At 70.1% G+C, this 19,457-nt stretch carries 16 protein-coding genes; 8 read left to right on the top strand and 8 right to left on the bottom strand.

Going from position 1 to position 19,457, the window contains the following annotated elements; translation table 11 throughout:
- Positions 1-5 precede the first annotated feature (5 nt).
- A complete protein-coding gene (locus FE811_RS02205; RefSeq protein ID WP_036756470.1) occupies positions 6-818 on the bottom strand; it encodes a glutamate racemase in 813 nt (270 codons plus the stop codon).
- Positions 819-1,307: 489 nt separating this feature from the next.
- Here FE811_RS02205 and FE811_RS02200 point away from each other — a divergent pair, with 489 nt between their 5' ends.
- On the top strand, positions 1,308-2,228 hold the full coding sequence (locus FE811_RS02200; RefSeq protein ID WP_140846489.1) for a LysR family transcriptional regulator: 921 nt from the start codon (positions 1,308-1,310) through the stop codon (positions 2,226-2,228).
- Between the two features lie 307 nt (positions 2,229-2,535).
- Positions 2,536-4,707, top strand: a complete 2,172-nt coding sequence (gene purL / locus FE811_RS02195; RefSeq protein ID WP_116220708.1) for a phosphoribosylformylglycinamidine synthase subunit PurL — start codon at positions 2,536-2,538, stop codon at positions 4,705-4,707.
- A gap of 252 nt (positions 4,708-4,959) precedes the next feature.
- On the opposite strand, the gene FE811_RS02190 is transcribed toward purL, so the two are convergent.
- Genes FE811_RS02190 through araD1 form a run of 3 tightly spaced genes read right to left on the bottom strand, consistent with a single transcriptional unit; the run spans position 4,960 to position 8,696 of the window.
- Positions 4,960-5,871: a Gfo/Idh/MocA family protein gene (locus FE811_RS02190; RefSeq protein WP_116220707.1), complete on the bottom strand. Its 912-nt coding sequence runs from the start codon at positions 5,869-5,871 to the stop codon at positions 4,960-4,962.
- Positions 5,871-7,628, bottom strand: coding sequence for an L-arabinonate dehydratase (gene araD / locus FE811_RS02185; RefSeq protein WP_116220706.1), 1,758 nt, complete (start codon positions 7,626-7,628; stop codon positions 5,871-5,873). Before araD ends, FE811_RS02190 begins: the two co-directional genes overlap by 1 nt.
- 9 nt (positions 7,629-7,637) lie before the next feature.
- The gene (gene araD1, locus FE811_RS02180; protein WP_276330400.1) at positions 7,638-8,696 is read right to left on the bottom strand and encodes an AraD1 family protein; all 1,059 of its coding nucleotides are present in this window, start codon (positions 8,694-8,696) and stop codon (positions 7,638-7,640) included.
- Positions 8,697-8,750: 54 nt separating this feature from the next.
- Between araD1 and FE811_RS02175 the strand changes: the two genes are divergently transcribed.
- Positions 8,751-9,704, top strand: coding sequence for a LysR family transcriptional regulator (locus FE811_RS02175; protein ID WP_036759231.1), 954 nt, complete (start codon positions 8,751-8,753; stop codon positions 9,702-9,704).
- 84 nt (positions 9,705-9,788) lie between these two features.
- On the opposite strand, the gene FE811_RS02170 is transcribed toward FE811_RS02175, so the two are convergent.
- On the bottom strand, positions 9,789-11,177 hold the full coding sequence (locus tag FE811_RS02170) for an L-cystine transporter (protein WP_072463756.1): 1,389 nt from the start codon (positions 11,175-11,177) through the stop codon (positions 9,789-9,791).
- A 293-nt stretch (positions 11,178-11,470) separates the two neighbouring features.
- Here FE811_RS02170 and FE811_RS02165 point away from each other — a divergent pair, with 293 nt between their 5' ends.
- The 5 genes from FE811_RS02165 to FE811_RS02145 all read left to right on the top strand — a co-directional run bounded on the left by FE811_RS02165 (position 11,471) and on the right by FE811_RS02145 (position 15,605).
- On the top strand, positions 11,471-12,139 hold the full coding sequence (locus tag FE811_RS02165) for an ankyrin repeat domain-containing protein (RefSeq protein WP_116220704.1): 669 nt from the start codon (positions 11,471-11,473) through the stop codon (positions 12,137-12,139).
- An 11-nt stretch (positions 12,140-12,150) separates the two neighbouring features.
- The gene (locus tag FE811_RS02160) at positions 12,151-12,624 is read left to right on the top strand and encodes a nucleoside deaminase (protein WP_116220703.1); all 474 of its coding nucleotides are present in this window, start codon (positions 12,151-12,153) and stop codon (positions 12,622-12,624) included.
- Positions 12,621-13,829 (top strand): MFS transporter, encoded by a 1,209-nt coding sequence (locus FE811_RS02155; RefSeq protein ID WP_244294878.1) that lies wholly within the window; start codon positions 12,621-12,623, stop codon positions 13,827-13,829. The genes FE811_RS02160 and FE811_RS02155 overlap by 4 nt, the downstream gene beginning before the upstream one ends.
- Positions 13,830-13,858: 29 nt before the next feature.
- The gene (locus tag FE811_RS02150; protein WP_072463759.1) at positions 13,859-14,284 is read left to right on the top strand and encodes a heme-binding protein; all 426 of its coding nucleotides are present in this window, start codon (positions 13,859-13,861) and stop codon (positions 14,282-14,284) included.
- An 82-nt stretch (positions 14,285-14,366) separates the two neighbouring features.
- Positions 14,367-15,605, top strand: a complete 1,239-nt coding sequence (locus FE811_RS02145) for an Hsp70 family protein (protein WP_116220702.1) — start codon at positions 14,367-14,369, stop codon at positions 15,603-15,605.
- Here FE811_RS02145 and FE811_RS02140 read toward each other — a convergent pair.
- The 3 genes from FE811_RS02140 to FE811_RS02130 form a co-directional block, all read right to left on the bottom strand.
- Positions 15,602-17,701, bottom strand: coding sequence for a DEAD/DEAH box helicase (locus FE811_RS02140; RefSeq protein WP_116221668.1), 2,100 nt, complete (start codon positions 17,699-17,701; stop codon positions 15,602-15,604). The two genes, FE811_RS02145 and FE811_RS02140, sit on opposite strands and share 4 nt — an antisense overlap.
- A 145-nt stretch (positions 17,702-17,846) precedes the next feature.
- Positions 17,847-18,407, bottom strand: a complete 561-nt coding sequence (locus FE811_RS02135; RefSeq protein WP_116220701.1) for a DinB family protein — start codon at positions 18,405-18,407, stop codon at positions 17,847-17,849.
- Positions 18,408-18,458: 51 nt separating this feature from the next.
- A complete protein-coding gene (locus FE811_RS02130; protein ID WP_052096186.1) occupies positions 18,459-19,355 on the bottom strand; it encodes a LysR family transcriptional regulator in 897 nt (298 codons plus the stop codon).
- Positions 19,356-19,457: the final 102 nt, after the last annotated feature.

Raw genomic sequence — 19,457 nt, 5'->3', positions numbered from 1 at the left:
CTTGTTCAGGCGCTTTCGAACCTGATCGGATGGCGGAGGAATTGCGTGGCCTTGCCCGAGACGCGCTCGGGATCGCCCGTGGTCAGGAAGCGCGAACGGGTGCCCGCGCCCAGCATTTCAGGATGGCGCTCAAGATAGTCATCAAGGCTTTCGGCGACCAGGTCGGGCTGGGAATAGACCTTGACCCCCGGCCCCAGCGCCTTCTGGAAGGCGGCCTGCACCAGCGGGTAATGCGTGCAGCCCAGGATCGCCGCCTCGGGATGCGGCATCCGGCGCAACAGCGCCTCGACATGGGATGTCACCAGCGCCTCGGCCAGGATCTCGTCGCCCATCTCGATGGCATCGACGACGCCGCCGCAGGGCTGGGCCTCGACATCGACGCCGATGGCGCGAAAGGCCAGCTCGCGCTGGAAGGCGCGGCTTGCCACGGTGGCGGGCGTGGCGAACAGCGCCACATGCTTCACCGCCACCTCGCGCGGGGGCGAATTGTCGCCCCAGCCGCGCTCGGTCAGTGCCTCGATCATCGGCACGAAGACCCCCAGCACGCGCTTATCCGCGGGCAGCCAGGTCTCCTGCATGCGCTTGAGCGCGGCGGCTGAGGCGGTGTTGCAGGCCAGGATCACCAGATCGCAGCCCTCGGCCCAAAGCCGCTCGACCCCGGCGCAGGTCAGGCCGAAGATGTCCTCGGCGTCGCGCACGCCATAGGGGGTATGGGCATTGTCGCCCAGATAGACCAGCGGCAGGTCGGGCATCCGGGCGGCGATGGCGGCCAGAACAGTCAGCCCGCCCAGACCCGAATCGAATACGCCCACCGCCATGACTAGCCTCCTGCTCGCGAATGGCCTTTTTTAGGATGCGCCGCGCCGGAATGCCATGATTTATGTCACCCCGCCGCCGGGCCGGGGAGTGCGGCGAGGCAAGGCCTTTGGGGCCGCCCCAGCACGGGTTTTCCCGGCCGATTCCCCTGCCGGCGGGACGCAGGGGCGGCAGCGGCGGGCCGCCCTTGCGGCAGAAGGTCGCGCGGCCCGGTCCCGCGCCCGGTCGGGGGCACCCGCCCGGACCCTGCCCCAGACCACCCGGCGCAGTTCAAAAGCGCGTGACGTTTCGCCGGTCCGAATCGGCACCCCGGACGGGATTTGCACAGGCCTGGCCTGCCCCTGCTCGCCGGGTGGCCATTCGCTGCGCATTGTGGGTAAGCAACACTGTCCGAGAAAGGGTTTTCTTGGCGTTTTGCAGGCTTGTTCCGCTAACCTTCTGTGATAAGGGTTGCACGGATTGCATGGCTGATGCCGCAAGAAAGCACTGTTATGGACTGGGATAAGTTAAGAATATTTCACGCCGTCGCCGACGCGGGCAGCCTGACCCACGCGGGCGATGTTTTGCACCTGTCCCAGTCCGCCGTCAGCCGCCAGATCCGCGCGCTGGAGGATTCGCTGGGCACCACCCTTTTTCACCGTCATGCCCGCGGGCTGATCCTGACCGAACAGGGGGAACTGCTGTTCGAGGCGACCTCTTCCATGGTCCGCAAGCTCGACACCACCGCCGCCCGCATCCGCGACAGCGAGGAAAGCGTCTTCGGCGAACTCAAGGTCACGACCACCACCGGCTTCGGCACCATGTGGCTGGTGCCGCGGCTGGCCAAGCTTTACGATCGCTATCCCGATCTCAAGATCGACCTGATGCTGGAAGAACGCGTGCTGGACCTGCCCATGCGCGAGGCCGACGTGGCCATCCGCATGAAAGAGCCGAACCAGCAGGATCTGATCCGCCGCCGGCTGCTGAACATTCGCATGCGGCTTTATGCCACGCCGGAATATCTGGCCAAGGCCGGCACCCCCGAGACGCTGGAGGATCTGGGGCCGCACCGGCTGATCTGCCAGAACCCGCAGACGCCGCAGGTCAGCTCGGGCGCGGTGCTGTCGCAGATGCTGCTGGCGCGCAACGTCAGCTCGACCCTGATGGTGAACAATTACTTCGGCGTGCTGCAAGGCGTGCTGAACCATGTCGGCATCGGCGTCCTGCCGGATTACCTGTCGTCGGATTTCCCCAGCCTGACCCGCGTGTTGCCCGACATCCAGTCGGGCGAGGTGCCGGTCTTCCTGGCCTTCCCCGAGGAATTGCGCGCCTCGCGCCGCGTCGCCGCCTTCCGCGATTTCGTGCTGGAGGAGATCCAGTCCCTGCGCCGCCAGCAGACCGAGGAACAGGCCGCCGACCCCTCCGCGGGATGAGCGCGAAACGGGCAGATGCCGCACGGCTTTGCCCGAGGCATTCGCAGAATGCATATCGGGCATGTGCTGCAATGCGGAAATGATCCTTGAACCGTTCGCCGACTGCACATATTTCCGATCTCGAAGGCGATGGTTTGAGGAAACTCTCATCACCTTCAACCTCCCTGTTGGACTTGAGCCGGGCTTCATGCCCGGCTTTTTTTTTGCCCCGCCGGCCGCGGTTTTTCCCGGCCCCGCGCGCGGGCCCCTTTCCTAACCCTTCGCCGCCGCTTAAAAGGCCGCAAAACCGGGGGAAAGGCGCCAGGACATGAACGAACCGCAGATCACCGAGGAACTGATCGCCGCGCACGGGCTCAAGCCCGACGAATACCAGCGCATCCTCGAGATCATCGGTCGCGAGCCGAGCTTCACCGAACTCGGCATCTTCTCGGCCATGTGGAACGAGCATTGCTCCTACAAGTCGTCCAAGAAATGGCTGCGCACCCTGCCGACCACCGGCCCGCAGGTGATCTGCGGTCCGGGCGAGAACGCGGGCGTCGTGGACATCGGCGACGGCCAGGCCGTGGTCTTCAAGATGGAGAGCCACAACCACCCCAGCTATATCGAACCGCACCAGGGCGCCGCGACCGGCGTCGGCGGCATCCTGCGCGACGTCTTCACGATGGGCGCCCGCCCCATCGCCGCCATGGACGCGTTGTCCTTCGGCCGGCCCGAGCATCCCAAGACCGCGCATCTGGTCAAGGGCGTGGTCGAGGGGATCGGCGCCTATGGCAATGCCTTCGGCGTGCCGAACGTGGGCGGCGAGGTGCGCTTTCACCGCAGCTATGACGGCAACTGCCTGGTGAACGCCTTTGCCGCGGGCCTGGCCGACAGCGACAAGATCTTCTATTCGGCCGCCTCGGGCGTGGGCATGCCGGTGGTCTACCTGGGCGCCAAGACCGGGCGCGACGGCGTCGGCGGTGCCACCATGGCCTCGGCCGAGTTCGACGACACCATCGAGGAAAAGCGCCCGACCGTGCAGGTCGGCGACCCCTTTACCGAGAAATGCCTGCTGGAAGCCTGCCTGGAGCTGATGCAGACCGACAGCGTGATCTCGATCCAGGACATGGGCGCGGCCGGGCTGACCTGCTCGGCGGTCGAGATGGGCGACAAGGGGGGCCTGGGCATCAAGCTGGTGCTGGACGCCGTACCGCAGCGCGAAACCGCCATGACCGCCTATGAGATGATGCTGTCCGAGTCGCAGGAACGCATGCTCATGGTGCTGAAGCCCGAGAAGGAGGCCGAGGCGCGGGCGATCTTCGAGAAATGGGACCTGGACTTCGCCATCGTCGGCGAGACCATCGCCGAGGACCGTTTCCTGATCGTCCACGGCAACGAGGTCAAGGCCGACCTGCCGCTGTCCAAGCTTTCCTCCAGCGCGCCGGAATACGACCGCCCCTGGGTGGAAACGCCTGCCGCTCCCGAGATGCCCGCCCTGCCCGCCCTTGCCCCGATCGCGGCGCTGAAGGCGCTGATCGGCAGCCCCAGCTACGCCCACAAGGGCTGGGTCTGGGAACAATACGACACCCAGGTCGGCGCCGATACCATCCGCCGCCCCGGCCTGGGCGCCGGGGTGGTGCGGGTGCATGGCACGAAGAAGGCGCTGGCCTTCACCAGCGACGTGACGCCGCGCTATGTCCGGGCGAACCCCTATGAGGGCGGCAAGCAGGCGGTGGCCGAGGCTTACCGCAACCTGACCGCCTGCGGCGCCCTGCCGCTGGCCACCACCGACAACCTGAACTTCGGCAACCCGGAAAAGCCCGAGATCATGGGCCAGCTGGTCGGCGCCATCAAGGGCATCGGCGAGGCCTGCGCGGCGCTGGATTTCCCCATCGTCTCGGGCAACGTCTCGCTTTACAACGAGACCGACGGCAAGGGCATCCTGCCCACGCCCACCATCGGCGGCGTCGGGCTGATCGCCGACCTGGACGGGCTGATCGCCGGCCTGCCGGCCGAGGGCGACCTGGCGCTGGTCATCGGCGAGACGCGGGGCCACCTGGGCCAGTCGGCGCTGGCCGCCGAGGCCTTCGGCATCGAGGCCGGCGACGCGCCGCCCGTGGACCTGGCCGCCGAGCGCCGCAATGGCGAATTCCTGCGCGCGCATGGCGGGCTGGTCCGGGCCGCGGCCGACCTGTCGGATGGCGGGCTGGCGCTGGCGGCCTTCGAACTGGCCGAGGCGGCAGGCCTGGGCGTGACGCTGGACAGCGCCGGGATCGCCCAGCTTTTCGGCGAGGACCAGGCGCGCTACCTGGTCGCCTGCACCGCCGGGAACGCGGCCAAGCTGGCCGATGCGGCCGCGGCGGCCGGCGTGCCGCTGGCGACGGCCGGCAGCTTCGGCGGCGAGACGGTGGTCCTTGGCGGCGATGCCGCGCCCCTGGCCGAGCTGTCGCAGCTTTATCGCACCGCCTTCGAGAAAAGCCTGAACCTGGAACTCGCCTGAGCCCGGAAAGCGGCCCTTGGCCGCTGCCTCCGGCGGGGAGTATTTGGGGAACAGAGAAAGCGCTAGCCGGCGGTTTCGCCGTGCCGGCGCCGGCCCCTGGCAGGCTGCTGCGTGCGACAGGAGAGCTTGGGCCGGGAACCGGGAAAGTCGCCTCAATCCTGCCGAAAATGCCCGGTTTTCAGGCCGGTCGCCGCCGAATCCAGAACGAATTCCGCCACGGGGCCCCGTCAAAACCCTTTTTTCAGCGGCCTACTAGAAAACGAAGGGCTCGACGATCCGGCGGCTGCCGAGGGTAAAGGCGTCGGCGGTCAGGACCATGGGGGAGAGGTCGACGTCGGAGGCGCCCTTGCGCACCAGCGCCGCCATGCGGGCGTAGAGCGCCGGGTATTCGCCCATGATGCTGGCCTCGCCCGTCGCCGGGTGGCCGTCGATCTCCAGCAGGTTGCCGCCCAGGCGCAGCGCCAGCTGGCCGGCGTCGGTCTGGAACTCCATGTCCCAGGTCTGCGGGCCCTGCTGGCGGAAGTCGAAATCGGCCGCGATCCCATGCGACAGGTTCAGCCGCGCGGCGATGGGGGCCTGGCGGTTCTGCGGGAAGTCCAGCTCGGCCGCGGTGACATGCACCGGCATCGGCAGGATCTCGGTCAGGATCGACAGCGCGTTGATGCCGGGGTCGAAGACGCCCATGCCGCCGGCCTGAAAGATCCAGTCCTGGCCGGGATGCCATTTGCGCACGTCCTCGCGCCAGGTGATCCGGCCCTCGTGGATCACGCGGCCGGCCAGCCAGGCCTTGGCCGCCGCCACCGCATGGGCCATGCGCGAATGCCAGCTGGCATACAGCGTCACGCCCTGCGCCTGCGCCAGGTCACGCAGGATATGGACTTCGGAGAGCGTCGCGCCGGGCGGCTTTTCCAGCATCAGGTGCCGGCCGGCGCGCAAGACCGCCTGCGCCGCCTGAAAGCGCGGCACGGGCGGCAGGCACAGGCTGACCGCGCCGATATCGGGGCGGGCCTCCAGCATGTCCTCGATGCGCGCAAAACCCTCGACCCCCTCGACCCTTCCATGCCGGCTGACGGTCGCTGCCAGTTCCCAGTCGGGGCTGGCCGCCAGCGCCGGGACGTGCTGGTCCAGCGCGATCTTGCCGATGCCGACGAGCGCGATCCGCATCAGTGGCTGTCCTTTCCGACCGGGTTGCCGCGGCAGCCGCGCAGGAAATCCAGGTCCGCGCCGGTATCCGCGCCCATGACATGCTGCTGGTGCAGCCAGGCATAGCCGCTGGCGGGCTGGTCGGGCAGCGGCCGCCATTCGGCCAGCCGCGCCGCCAGTTCCGCGTCCGAAATGTCCAGGTGCAGCCGGCGGTTCGGCACGTCGAGCGCGATCATGTCGCCGTCGCGCACCACGGCCAGCGGCCCGCCCGCCGCCGCCTCGGGCGAGGTGTGCAGGACCACGGTGCCATAGGCGGTGCCCGACATGCGCGCATCGGACACCCGCACCATGTCGGTGATGCCCTTGCGCAGCACCTTGGGCGGCAGGCCCATGTTGCCGACCTCGGCCATGCCGGGATAGCCCCTGGGCCCGCAGTTCTTCAGCACCATGACGCAGGTCTCGTCGATGTCCAGCGCCTCGTCCCCGATCCTGGCCTTGTAGTCGTCGATGTCCTCGAAGACGACCGCCCGGCCGCGATGCACCATCAGGTGCGGGCTGGCGGCCGAGGGCTTCAGCACCGCCCCGTTCGGCGCCAGGTTGCCGCGCAGCACGGCGATGCCGCCCTGGTCGGTCAGCGGCCGGTCGGCGGGCAGGATCACCTCCTCGTTCCAGTTCACCACCTCCTTGACCTCGTCCCAGATCGTGGCGCCGCTGACGGTCAGCGCGTCCTTGTGAAGCTGCCCGGCCTCGCCCAGCCGCTTGATGACCACCGGCAGGCCGCCGGCATGGAAGAACTCCTCCATCAGGTATTTCCCCGAGGGCATCAGGTTCACGATGGTCTTGACGTCGCGCCCCAGCCGGTCCCAGTCCGCCAGCGTCACATCGACCCCGACCCGGCCGGCCAGCGCCAGCAGATGCACCACTGCGTTGGTCGAGCCGCCGATGGCGCCATTGGTGCGGATCGCGTTCTCGAAGGCCTGCTTGGTCAGGATGTCGCTGGGCTTCAGGTCGTCCTTGACCATCTGCACGATGCGCCGGCCCGACAGCTGCGCCATGGTGCGGCGGCGCGAATCCACCGCCGGGATCGCGGCATTGCCCGACAGCGCCATCCCCAGCGCCTCGGCCATGCTGGCCATGGTCGAGGCGGTGCCCATGGTGTTGCAGGTCCCGGATGAGCGCGACATGCTCGCCTCGGCCTCGAGGAACTCGGCCTGGGTCATCTCGCCGGCCTTCACCGCCTCGGAAAACTTCCACAGATGCGTGCCCGAGCCGATGCGCTCGCCCCGGAACCAGCCGTTCAGCATCGGCCCGCCGGTGACGACGATCGAGGGAATGTCGGTCGAGGCCGCCGCCATCAGCAGGCTGGGCGTGGTCTTGTCGCAGCCCACCAGCAGCACCGCCCCGTCGATGGGCTGGCCGCGGATCGTCTCTTCGATGGCCAGCGCCGCGAGGTTGCGAAACATCATCGCGGTCGGGCGGAAGGTGTTCTCGCTGGCCGAGAACACCGGCACCTCGACCGGAAAGCCGCCGGCCTCCCACACGCCCGCCTTCACCTTTTCCGCCAGTTCGCGCAGGTGGCCGTTGCAGGGCGTCAGGTCCGACCAGGTGTTCAGGATGCCGATCACCGGGCGGCCGTCGAACAGGTCATGCGGATAGCCCTGGTTCTTCATCCAGCCGCGGTGATAGATCGTGTCGCGCGAATTGCCGCCATACCAATGCTGCGAGCGCAGCTTGCGCGGCCATGGGGCGGGGGTAAAGGACGGGGTGCTGGACGACATGGGCGACCTCTAGAGAGTGGCGACGGCGACCGGCGCCGCATCGTTGGGCAGCTGGACCAGCGGGTTGCGCAGCGGCAGGCCGAGCGCGGGGGCCTCGATCTGGAACACGTCGCCCGGCCGGGCATGGACGCCGTCGGCAAAGGACAGCGTCGCCGTGCCGAAGAAATGCACATGCACGTCGCCCGGCTGGCGGAACAGCGCATATTTGAAATGATGGTGTTCCAGGTTGGCGATGCTGTGGCTCATGTTCGCCTCGCCCGACAGGAAGGGCCTTTCCCAAAGCACCGCCCCGTCGCGCAGGATGCGGCTGCTGCCCTCGACATGCTGCGGCAGCGCGCCCAGCAGCATCTCGGGGCCGAAGCTGGCCGGGCGCAGCTTGGAATGGGCGAGCCAGAGGTAGTTGCCCCGTTCGGTCACATGGTCCGAGAACTCGTTGCCAAGCGCAAAGCCCAGGCGAAAGGGCGTGCCGTCGGGGCCGATGAGGTAGAGCCCGGCGATCTCGGGCTCTTCGCCCGCGTCGAGCGCGAAGGCGGGCGAGGCAAGCGGCGCGCCCGGCGCCACGGCGGCATGGCCGTTGCCCTTGTAGAACCATTCGGGCTGCACACCCGCCTCGCCCGGACGCGGCTTGCCGCCCTCGAGCCCCATGCGGAACATCTTCATGCTGTCGGTCAGCTCGCCCGCATCGGGTGCGCCATGCATCGCATCCCGCGTCGCGGCCGAGCCCAGATGCGTCAGCCCGGTGCCGGTCAGGTGCAGATGCGCGGGGTCGGGATGGTCGACGGGCGGCAGCACCCGCCCCTCGGCCAGGGCCTGGGCCAGGTCGACCGGCGCGCCGCGGCCGCGGCGCGCAGCCTCCTCGGCCAGCCCGCGGCCGGCAGCGATGGCGGCCTGCGCCAGGTCGCGGGTGCTCTCGGCCCCCGGAACCAGATGCGCGGCATCGCCTTCGCGCAAGGCAACCCCGCGCCCGCCACCCGGCAAAAGCAATTGCGACAGAAACATGGCATGGTCCCCCGCGCAGATCGGCCAGGCGGCGCCGCGCAGCCTGGCGGTTGCGCTTGATCTAGCCATGAAACGACATAATGGTAAAATTACATCGCCTGCAGTCTGCATATCGGAATCGTCATGTCATTACCCCCTGCCCGCCTGATGCTGAAGCCCGCGCAATTGCGGCTGATCCAGCAGATCGCCGAAACCGGCCAGCTGCAGCTGGCGGCCGAGCGGGTCGGCATGACCCAGCCTGCCGCATCGCGCATGCTGGCCGAGATCGAGAACCAGGTCGGCGCGCAGCTGTTCCTGCGCCAGCCCAAGGGCATGGAGCCGACCGAGATCGGCCGCGCCGTGCTGCGCCGCGCCCGCGTCATCCTGCGCGAGATGTTCAGCATGGCCTCGGAGGTGCAGGCGCTGCGCGAGGGCTTCGGCGGCGCGCTGCGGGTGGGGGCGGTGACGGGGCCGGCGGTCAGCTACCTGGTCTCGGCCATCCGCGAGATCAAGCAGGGCGCGCCGGATGCCGACATCACCGTGGACGTCATGCCCTCGCGCGAGTTGCTGCTGCACCTGGCGGCCGGAGAGATGGATTTCGTCCTGGCCCGCATCCTGCCGGAATTCGACAGCCAGGATTTCAACATCCTGCCGATGCGGGACGAGAAGGTGGCCTTCCTCGTGCGGTCGAGCCACCCGCTGGGCCGCGCCGCCCCGGTCACGCTGACCGAACTGGCCGGGCAGGAATGGATCATGCAGCAGCGCGGCGCGCCGATCCGCGAGGCGGCGCTGGCGGCCTTTGCCGATGTCGGCCTGTCCGAGCCGAAGAACATCGTCAACAGCCCCTCGCTGCTGCTGACCATCGCCTATCTGGCGCAAAGCGACGCGGTGGCGCCGATGTCCGAGGAGGTGGCGGAGCTGCTGATCCGGCCGCCGGTCGGGGCGGGCTTCGCCATGCTGCAGGTGCCGCATGAGATCCGCGTCTCGCCCTATTACCTCCTGGACCTGAAGCGCCGGCCGCTGTCGCCCTTGGCGCTGCGGCTGCGCGAGAAGCTGGTGGCGCTGTCGAAAAGCCCGGTGCGGGACGCATTCGGCTGAACCGGCGACAGCGCGCGCCGTCGCATGGGTATTTGGGGAACGAAGAAGTCCGGCGCAGCGTCTGCGGGCGGCGCCGGGATGTCGTCAGGCGTTTTGCAGGCCGCGCTCTTCCCGGCTTTGCAGGACGGCCTTGTCGGTCTGGCCGAGGATCTGCGAGGTGACCGTGCCTGCCGTCATCGAGCCCGAGACGTTGAGCGCCGTGCGCCCCATGTCGATCAGCGGCTCGACCGAGATCAGCAGCGCCACCAGCGTCACCGGCAGGCCCATGGCCGGCAGCACGATCAGCGCCGCCATGGTGGCGCCGCCGCCCACGCCCGCGACCCCGGCCGAGGACAGCGTGACGATGGCCAGCAGCGTCATGATCCAGGCCGGGTCCAGCGGGTTGATGCCGACCGTCGGCGCCACCATCACCGCCAGCATCGCCGGATAGAGCCCGGCGCAGCCGTTCTGGCCGATGGTCGCCCCGAAGGAGGCCGAGAAGGACGCGATGGTCTGCGGCACGCCCAGCCGGCGGGTCTGGATCTCGACATTGAGGGGGATGGTCGCGGCGCTGGAGCGGCTGGAGAAGGCGAAGGTCAGCGCCGGGACGATCTTGCGAAAGAAGGTCAGCGGGTTCACCCCGGTCAGCGTCAGCAGCACGGCATGCACCCCGAACATGATCGCGAGGCCCAGGTAGGAGGCGACGACGAACTTGCCCAGGTTCAGGATGTCGGCCGCGTTCGAGGTCGCCGCCATCTTGGTCATCAGCGCCATGACGCCATAGGGGGTCAGCACCATGATCAGCCGCACCAGCTGGCCGATCCAGGCCTGCAGGATGTCGATCAGGTTCAGCAGGCTGCGGCCCTTTTCGGGATCGCGGCGCAGCAGGCGGATGGCGGCGACGCCGAGGAAGGCGGCAAAGACCACCACCGCGATGATCGAGGTCGGGTTCGCCCCGGTCAGCTCGGCAAAGGGGTTCCTGGGGATGAAGGACAACAGCAGCTGCGGCACCGTCAGGTCGGCGACGCGCGGGGCATAGGTGGTCTCGAGCGCGGTCAGCCGGGCGGTCTCGGCCGCGCCCTGGGCCAGGCCCTCGGCGGTGAGGCCGAAGGCCAGCGACATGACCACGCCGACGAAGGCCGCGATCGCGGTGGTGCCAAGCAGCGTGCCCAGGGTCAGCACCGAGATCCGGCCGAGCGCCGAGGCGTCGTGCAGCCGCGCCACCGCGCTGAGGATCGCCGCGAAGACCAGCGGCATCACCACCATCTGCAACAGCTGCACATAGCCGTTGCCCACCACGTTGATCCAGTCGATCGTAGTTTGCAGCGCCGGCGCGCCGGTGCCATGGACGAGTTGCAGCCCGATCCCGAACAGCGTGCCCAGGACAAGGGCGATGAAGACCCGCACCGACAGCGTCAGCTGCCCGCCCTGCAGGCGGACCAGCACGACGATCAGCGCGGCAAAGATCACAAGGTTGATGAGGACGGATGCCATCGCGCGTCTCCGGCAATTTCAGATTGACCCATCAAGCCACAATGCACGTCCGGCGTATAGCCCATCGGCCGCGCGGCTCCGCGGTCCTTGGCCGATAAAGCCAGGCGGCCGCGCGCCGCAAGGCCCTTTGGCCGCGGTTCGGGCGGTTATTTTCCACGAAATATTGAAACAGCATTCGGATATTCGAGATTATTTTCGCTGCGCCGCCGCGATACCCTTTGCGAAACCGATCCCTGCGGCCGCTTGGGATCGCGCCGCCGGCGCCGGGTCCAATCGCAACAGCAAGGCAGGCCATGCACAAGCTTCTGGCGATCCTGTTCGCATTCGTCCTGGGCGCCTCCAGCCCCTTGCCCGTCCAGGCACAGACCATGCCAGAGACCGCCCTGTTCACCGCCGCGGCCGATGGCGATGCCGCGGCCATCCGCGCGCTTCTGGCCCGCGGCGTGCCCGTGGACCCGCGCGACGCCAAGGGGCGCACGCCCTTGCTGGTGGCGACCCATGCCAACCGGGTCGAGGCGGCGCGGGCTCTGGTCGAGGCCGGCGCCGACGTGAACGCCAGGGATGCCATCGAGGACAGCCCCTATCTTTATGCCGGGGCGCGCGGGCATCTGGAGATCCTGGAGCTGACGCTGGCCCATGGCGCCGACCTGGCCAGCACCAACCGCTTCGGCGGCACGGCGCTGATCCCGGCGGCCGAGCGCGGCCATGTCGAGACCGTCCGCCGGCTGATCCAGGCCGGAGTCGAGGTCGATCACGTCAACCGGCTGGGCTGGACCGCGCTGCTGGAGGCGATCATCCTGGGCGATGGCGGCCCGCGCCAGCAGCAGGTCGTCGACCTGCTGGTCGCGGCCGGGGCCGATGTGAACCTGCCCGATGGCGAGGGGGTCTCGGCGCTGGCCCATGCCCGCCGCATGGGCTTCGACGCGATCGCGGCCCGGCTGGTTGCCGCCGGCGCAAGATGAGGGGAAAGGCGATGACCGACAAGGCGAGGCACTATCTGGAACAGGCGGTGATGCTGGCGCATCGCAACGCGCAGGCGGGCGGGCGGCCCTTTGGCGCGGTGGTGGTGCGGGGCGGCGAGGTGCTGGCCACCGGCGTCAACGAAACCGTCGCCACCCACGACCCGACCGCCCATGCCGAGCTGGTGGCGCTGCGCGCTGCCGCGCTGCGGCTGGGCTCGCCCGATCTTGCCGGCTGCGCGGTCTATGCCAGCGGCCAGCCCTGCCCGATGTGCCTGGCCGCCATGCGGCTGGCGGGCGTCGCCGATGTGCATTACGCCTATTCGAACCAGGACGGCGCGCCCTATGGCCTGTCCACGGCCGCGCTCTACGAAGAGATGGCAAGGCCCCTGGAACAGCAATCCATCGCCATTCGCTACCTGCCCGTGCGGCCCCAGGGCGCGGGCGACCTATATGCAGGCTGGAAGGCACGGCAGGACCAGGCGTGACGAACCGGCAGCCGCTGATGCTGGCCGTGGTGGCCCTGGTCGGGCTGGCGCTGCGGCCCTTCCTGACCGGGGTCGGCCCGTTGGCGGCGCCGATCTCGGCCGAGACCGGCCTGACCATGCAGGGCCTTTCGGCGCTGACGCTGCTGCCGATCCTGCTGATGGGGGCGGGTGCCTTCCTGGGGCCGGAGATCCAGGCGCGGCTGGGGGCGAAACGCGCCGCCGTGCTGGCGCTGCTGGTGCTGGGCCTGGGCTCGGGCCTGCGGCTGTGGGCGCATTCGGCGCTGGACATGCTGGGCTCGGCCGTGCTGCTGGGCGCGGGCGCGGCGGTGGTTCAGGCGGTGTTCCCCACCATCATCAAGCGCGAATTCCCGCGCGGCATCAACCTGGCCATGGGGCTTTACGCCGCGATGATGATGGGCGGCGGCGCCTTTGGCGCGCAGGCCGCACCGCTGATCGCCGCCTGGTCGGGCAGCTGGCGGCTGGCGCTTGGCTGGCTGGCGCTGCCCGCCGCGCTGACCGCGCTGCTGGTGGCGCTGGCCCTGCCGCCCGAGGCGCGCGCGCCGCAGGGCAGCCGGCAGGGGTTGTGGCACTGGCTGCGCCTGCCGCGGGTCTGGCTGCTGATGGCCTGTTTCGGGCTGATCAACGGCGGCTATTCCTCGTCCGTCGCCTGGCTTGCGCCTGCGTTCCAGGATCTGGGCTGGTCGGCGGGTGCCAGCGGCGGGCTGCTGGCGGTGCTGGCGGTGGGACAGGCGGTCTCGGCGCTGGCGACGCCGGTCCTGGCCAGCCGCGGCAGCGACCGGCGGCCCTGGCTGGGGATCTGCCTGGCCATGCAGGCGCTCGGCTTCGCCATGCTGGTCCTGCGCCCCGAGGCCGCGCCCTATCCCATTGCCTTCCTGCTGGGCGCCGGGCTTGGCGGCTGCTTTTCGCTGATGATGATCGTGGCGCTGGACCACCTGCCCGATCCCGCCCAGGCCGGGGCGCTGGCGGCGCTGATGCAGGGCGGAGGCTTCCTGCTGGCCGCGATCCCGCCCTGGATCCTGGCGCTGCTGCACGACCTGACCGGCAGCTTCACCCTCGGCTGGGCGCTGCATCTGGCGGCCGTGCTTGCGGTCTGCGCGCTGGCGCTGCGCCTGTCGCCGGCCAGCTACCGCGGCGCCCTGCACCGGCCCGGCCCGCAGCACAGCGGCGGCGCGCCGGCCGAGTGAACGATTTTCGACAAGGAGGAGGAGAAACCATGCTGACCATCACCCGACTGGACCAGGCCGATGCCCGCCTGCTGATCGCCGGCGCCGAGGCCCATGCCCGCGAGATCGGCGTGCCCATGTGCATCGCCGTCACCGACGAAAGCGGCCAGCTCCTGGCCTTTTGCCGCATGGACGGCGGCAAGGTCACGTCGGCGACCATCGCCATCGACAAGGCCTTCACCGCCGCCGCCGCGCGCAAGGCCACGCATGAATACGGCGCCGCCAGCCAGCCGGGCGCCCCGGCCTGGGGCATCTCCTCGGCCATCGGCGGGCGGCTGATGGTGGTGGGCGGCGGCCTGCCGGTCGATCACGACGGCCAGACCGTCGGCGGCATCGGCGTATCCTCGGGAACGCCCGCGCAGGACCAGGCGGTGGCGCAGGCCGGCATCGACCATTGGCGGGCGCATCGCGCCTGACCGCACCCCTTCCGGCCGGTTGCACTTGCGCCCGGCCCCGCAAAAGGCTAGCAGCGCGGGCTTTGCGGACAGGGGCACGGGGATGCTGGACGACAGGCTTGCCATCGATTTCGGAACCTCGAACTCGGCCGCCGCGATCCTGCACGACGGCCGGCCCCGGCGCATCGCCATCGAGCCGGGGGCCGAGACCCTGCCGACCGCCGTCTTCTTCCCGGCGCAGGGCGGCGCCATGCGCATCGGCGCGGCGGCGGCCGAGGCGCTGGTCCAGGGCGCCGAGGGCCGCTACATGCGGGCGCTGAAAAGCGTGCTCGGGACGGCGCTTTTCCACGAATCGCGGCTGATCGCCGGCAAGCGCCGCACGCTTTGCGACATCGTCGCCGCCTTCCTCGCCGCCCTGCGCGAGCGGGCCGAGGCGGCGGCGGGCCGGCGCTTTCGCCGCGCGCTTTCCGGCCGGCCGGTGCATTTCCATTCGAACGACCCCGCCCGCGACGCCCAGGCCGAGGCGGACCTGCGCGGCTGCTACCTGGCGGCCGGCTTCGACGAGGTCGCCTTCCTGCCCGAGCCCGAGGCGGCGGCGCTGGCCAGCCATGGCTTGGGCCGCGCGGGCGAGATCGGGCTGATCGTCGACATCGGCGGCGGCACCTCGGATTTCTCGGTCTTTCGCAGCAGCGGCGCGGGGGTGCAGATCCTTGCCAATCACGGCATCCGGCTGGGGGGCACGGATTTCGACCAGCAGGTCTCGCTCTGCCATGCCATGCCGGCCCTGGGCCACGGCGGGCAGCTGCGCCGCGCCATGGGGCCGGGGCTGCTGCCGGTGCCGAATGCGATCTATGTCGACCTAGCGACCTGGGCCAGGATCCCCTTTCTCTACGTGCCCGAGACGCGGCGCATGGCCGCCGGGATGGCGCGCATGGCGGTGGACCGCAAGGCGATGGACCGGCTGGTCGCGGTGCTGGACGAGGAGTTGGGCCATGAGCTGGCCTTTGCCGTCGAGCGCGGCAAGATCGCCGCCAATGCCGGCGAGGGCGCGCGCATCGCCATGGGCTTCGTCGAGCCAGGGCTGGCGCCGGAAATCTCGCCCGCCTCGCTGGAGGCGGCGCTGTCGGATTGCCGCGGGGATCTCGCGCAAGCCGCGGCCGAAACGCTGCGGCTGGCCGGCATCGCGCCCGGACAGGTGGGCAGCGTGATCCTGGTCGGCGGCTCCAGCCTGATGGGCTTCGTCGCCGCCGAGGCGCTGCGGCTTTGCCCCGGCGCGCAGCTGCGGCGCGCGGGGGCGTTCACCGCGGTGGTGGACGGGCTGGCGCTGGCGACGGCGGCCTAGCGCTTGCCGGGCTTCGGCCCGGCGCGAAAGGGCCTGTCGCCGCCCTTGCCCGACCCGCCGGCCGCAGGCTTGTGCGACTTGAAGCCGGCGGCGCGCCGGGGACGCGCCTCGGCGCCGTCGCCACGCGCGGGACGGTCGTGGCGCGCCGCGCCGCCATGTGTCTTGAAGCCCGCCGATTTCCCCTCCGCACGCGGAGCGGTTTTCGGCGCGGCCTTGTGCGCCTGCTTCTTCTCGGCGCTCCAGCGGGCCTTGCGCGGGGCTTCAGCCGCCGCTTCCGGCGCGGCGTCGCGGTCGGGCACGGCACGGGGGGCGGGCTTTACCTGCTCCGGGTCCAGCAGCGCCGGACGCCGGGCCGGCTTGGGCTTCGGCTCGGACCTGGGCCCATCTTCCGACCACGCGGGGCGCGCGGGCTGGCCGCGATGCGGCTTCCTGTCCCGCAGGGGCGCGTCGGATGTTTCTCCGTTCTCCAAATACCCATGCCGGCCGGGCCGCCTGTCGCGCACGGGGCCGGTCTCGAAAACCGGCTCGCCCTCGATCCGGCGCATGGTCAGGCCCGGCTCCAGCTCCACCCGCTCGCCGAAATTCGGCGCGGCGGGCGCGGCGATCTGCACGAAGGTCTGGTCGGTCTTGACCCGGATCGCGCCGATCGCGTCGCGGGTGATGCCGCCCGCCTCGCAGATCTTGGGCAAAAGCCAGCGCGCCTCGGCCCGGCCGGAATGGCCGACCGAAAGCAGGAACCAGACTGCCGGCCCGAACTCGCCCCGCTCGCGCGGCGCGGCAGGCGCGGGTGCCACGTTTTCCGACAGTTCCTCGGGCGCCGGGCGCCCCTCGCGCCACAGCCGCACGAAGGCCGAGGCGACACGCTCGGCACCGAAACGGTCGAGCAGCGCCGCGGCCAATCCCGCCTCGTCGCCCGGCGCCTCGGCCAGGGCGGGATGGTCCAGCATCCGCGCGTCGTCGCGGGCCTGCACCTCGTCGGCCGAGGGGGCCTTGCCCCATTCCGCGACCAGCTTGGCGCGCTGGAGCAGGCGCTGCGCCCGCTTGTATTCCGCCGCCGGCACGATCAGCACCGAGGTGCCCTTGGCCCCAGCCCGGCCGGTGCGGCCGGAACGGTGCAGCAGCGTGTCGGGATTGGTCGGCAGGTCGGCATGGATCACCAGCTCCAGCCCCGGCAGGTCGATGCCGCGCGCCGCCACGTCGGTGGCGATGCAGACCCGCGCCCGGCCGTCGCGCAGCGCTTGCAGGGCGTGGCTGCGTTCCTGCTGGGACAGCTCGCCCGACAGCGCCACCACCTTGAAGCCGCGATTGCCCATGCGCGCCAGCAGGTGGTTCACGTTGGCGCGGGTCTTGCAGAAGATGATCGCCCGGCTGGCCTCGTAGAAGCGCAGGGTGTTGAAGATGGCATGCTCGCGGTCGCGGGTCGTCACCGACAGGGCGCGATAGTCGATGTCGCCGTGCTGGCGCGCCTCGCCCATGGCCTGGATGCGCAGCGCGTCGCGCTGGAAGTCGCGGGCCAGCGCCTCGATGGCCGGGGGCACGGTGGCCGAGAACATCAGCGTGCGCCGTTCCTCGGGCGCGCTGCCCAGGATGAACTCCAGATCCTCGCGGAAACCCAGGTCCAACATCTCGTCCGCCTCGTCCAGCACGCAGGCGCGCAGGGCGGTCAGGTCCAGCGAGCCGCGCTCGATATGGTCGCGCAAGCGGCCGGGGGTGCCGACGACGATATGGGCGCCGCGCTCCAGCGCCCGGCGCTCGGTGCGATAGTCCATGCCGCCGACGCAGGTGGCGATGCGCGCGCCCGCCTGTTCGTAAAGCCAGCCCAGCTCGCGCGCCACCTGCAAGGCCAGCTCGCGCGTGGGCGCGATGGCCAGCGCCAGCGGCTGCTCTGCGTCGGGCAGGGTGTCGCCCGCAAGGATGTCGCCGGCCATGGCCAGGCCGAAGGCCACGGTCTTGCCCGAGCCGGTCTGGGCCGAGACCAGCACGTCGCGACCCCGCGCCTCGGGCGCGAGCGCCGCTTCCTGCACCGAGGTCAGGCTGGCATAGCCCTTGGCCGCCAGCGCCGCGGCCAAGGGCGCGGCAATATCATGTTCGTTCATCTTCTTCGCCAGAAAGGGGATGCGGGGGCGCATCCGGTGAAAGGCACCATCCCCTTTGCGGCCGGGCCCTCCCATGGCCCGCCGGCCCGGAATGCGGAGCCAAGCCGCCCGCCTATCCTGTCCCGGCCCGCAAGTCAAAGCGAAACTAGGGCCGCATCAGCTGATCCTCGGTCCAGCCGAGCCGCGCCATGTCCTCGGCCCGCGCCGCCGCATCGTCGCCGACGATGAATTCGTCCAGCTGCGGCGGGACCACGCCGGCCTGCGACAGCAGGCCATGCACCTGCCCGCGATGATGGGTCTGGTGCTGGAACAGATGCGACAGCAGGTCGTCGCAGCGGTCGTGCTGCATGCGCGAGCCGCGATCCACCGGCACGATTTCCGCCAGGGTGTCGGGCGTCAGCGCCGCGACCAGCGCCAGCAGGCGGTCGTCCTCGTGCGCCTGCCATTCGGCCAGCCGCGCAAGGTCCGGGCAGTCCCCCGCCTCGGCCAGCGCGGCCTTGTCCAGCGGCCGGCCCGCCAGCGCATCGATATAGAAGCGGTCGACCAGCAGGACATGGTTCAGCGTGGCGCGGATCGAGCCGAAGAAGGACGGGCGCGGCGCCTCGTATCCGCCGGGCGGCAGGGCGGCGCAGGCGCGATGCAGCCGGGCATTGGCCAGCCGGTTCATCTGCGCCAGCTTGCGCAGCATGCGCAGCATCTCGGTCATCGGGCACCTCCGGTCGCGATGATGCCGCGCGGCCCCCGCCGGGTCGAGCCCTCAGCGCGCCGGCCCGGCCGGATCGTGGCCCAGGCTGCGGCGGATCTCGGCCAGGAACAGCTGCAGCGCCGGCACCGGGTCGCGGTGGTGATAGACGATATAGACCTCGGAAACCGGCGGGTCGGGCCGGATCGGCAGGAAGGTCAGCGGCCCCGCCGTCAGCCTGGCGATGCCCGCCGGCACGATGCTGACCCCGAAGCCCGCCACGATCAGGCTGGGGACCGACTGCGCGTCCACCACCTGCTGCGAGACCCGCGGCCGATAGCCCGAGGCGACGATGCAGGCCATGACATAGGCCGCGAAATCGGAACTGTCGGGGCGCAGCACGACATGCTGGTCCTCGCGCAGGTCGTCGATCGAGACGCAGGTGCGCCCGGCCAGCCGGTGGTCGCTGCGCACCAGCGCCACCATCTCTTCGCGCCAGCCGTATTCATAGGCCAGTTCCTCGTCGCGCGGCACCGAGCGGTTGAAGCTGACGTCGGTGCGCCGGCTCAGCACCTCGGTCAGCTGCGCGGCCGGGGTCTGTTCGTGGACGCGCAGGGTGATTCGCGGGTGCAGCCGGGCGAAATGCGCCAGCAACTCGGCCAGGCCGCCGCGCAGGATCGAGCCGGTTGCCCCGATTTCCAGCAATCCGTCCTGGCCCTGCTGGATTTCACGGATCTCCTGCAGGCTGCGTTCATACTGGTCCAGCATGTTGCGCGCCCTGGGCAGGAACAGCGCGCCCGCCCGCGTCAGCGCCACCTTGCGGCTGGTACGGCTGATGAGTTCGGCGCCGACCTCGCGCTCAAGTGTCTGGATTTGCGTGCTCAGCGGCGGCTGCGACATGTTCAGCCGCCGGGCGGCGCGGGTGAAGTTCAGCTCTTCGGCCAGGACGACGAAGCAGCGAAGCTGGCGCATTCTCATATCGTCACCCTATGGATTAACGGTAAATCGATATTAGACACGGATGTGCCCTTGGCCAACACTCTTCGGCATGAGGGGACCGGCCGCGGCCATGCG

Origin of the sequence: Paracoccus sp. FO-3 (genome assembly GCF_006386455.1) — a bacterium.
Lineage (GTDB): Bacteria > Pseudomonadota > Alphaproteobacteria > Rhodobacterales > Rhodobacteraceae > Paracoccus > Paracoccus versutus.
Note: the sequence above shows the minus strand (reverse complement) of the source record. Positions and strands in the feature narration are given on the sequence as shown.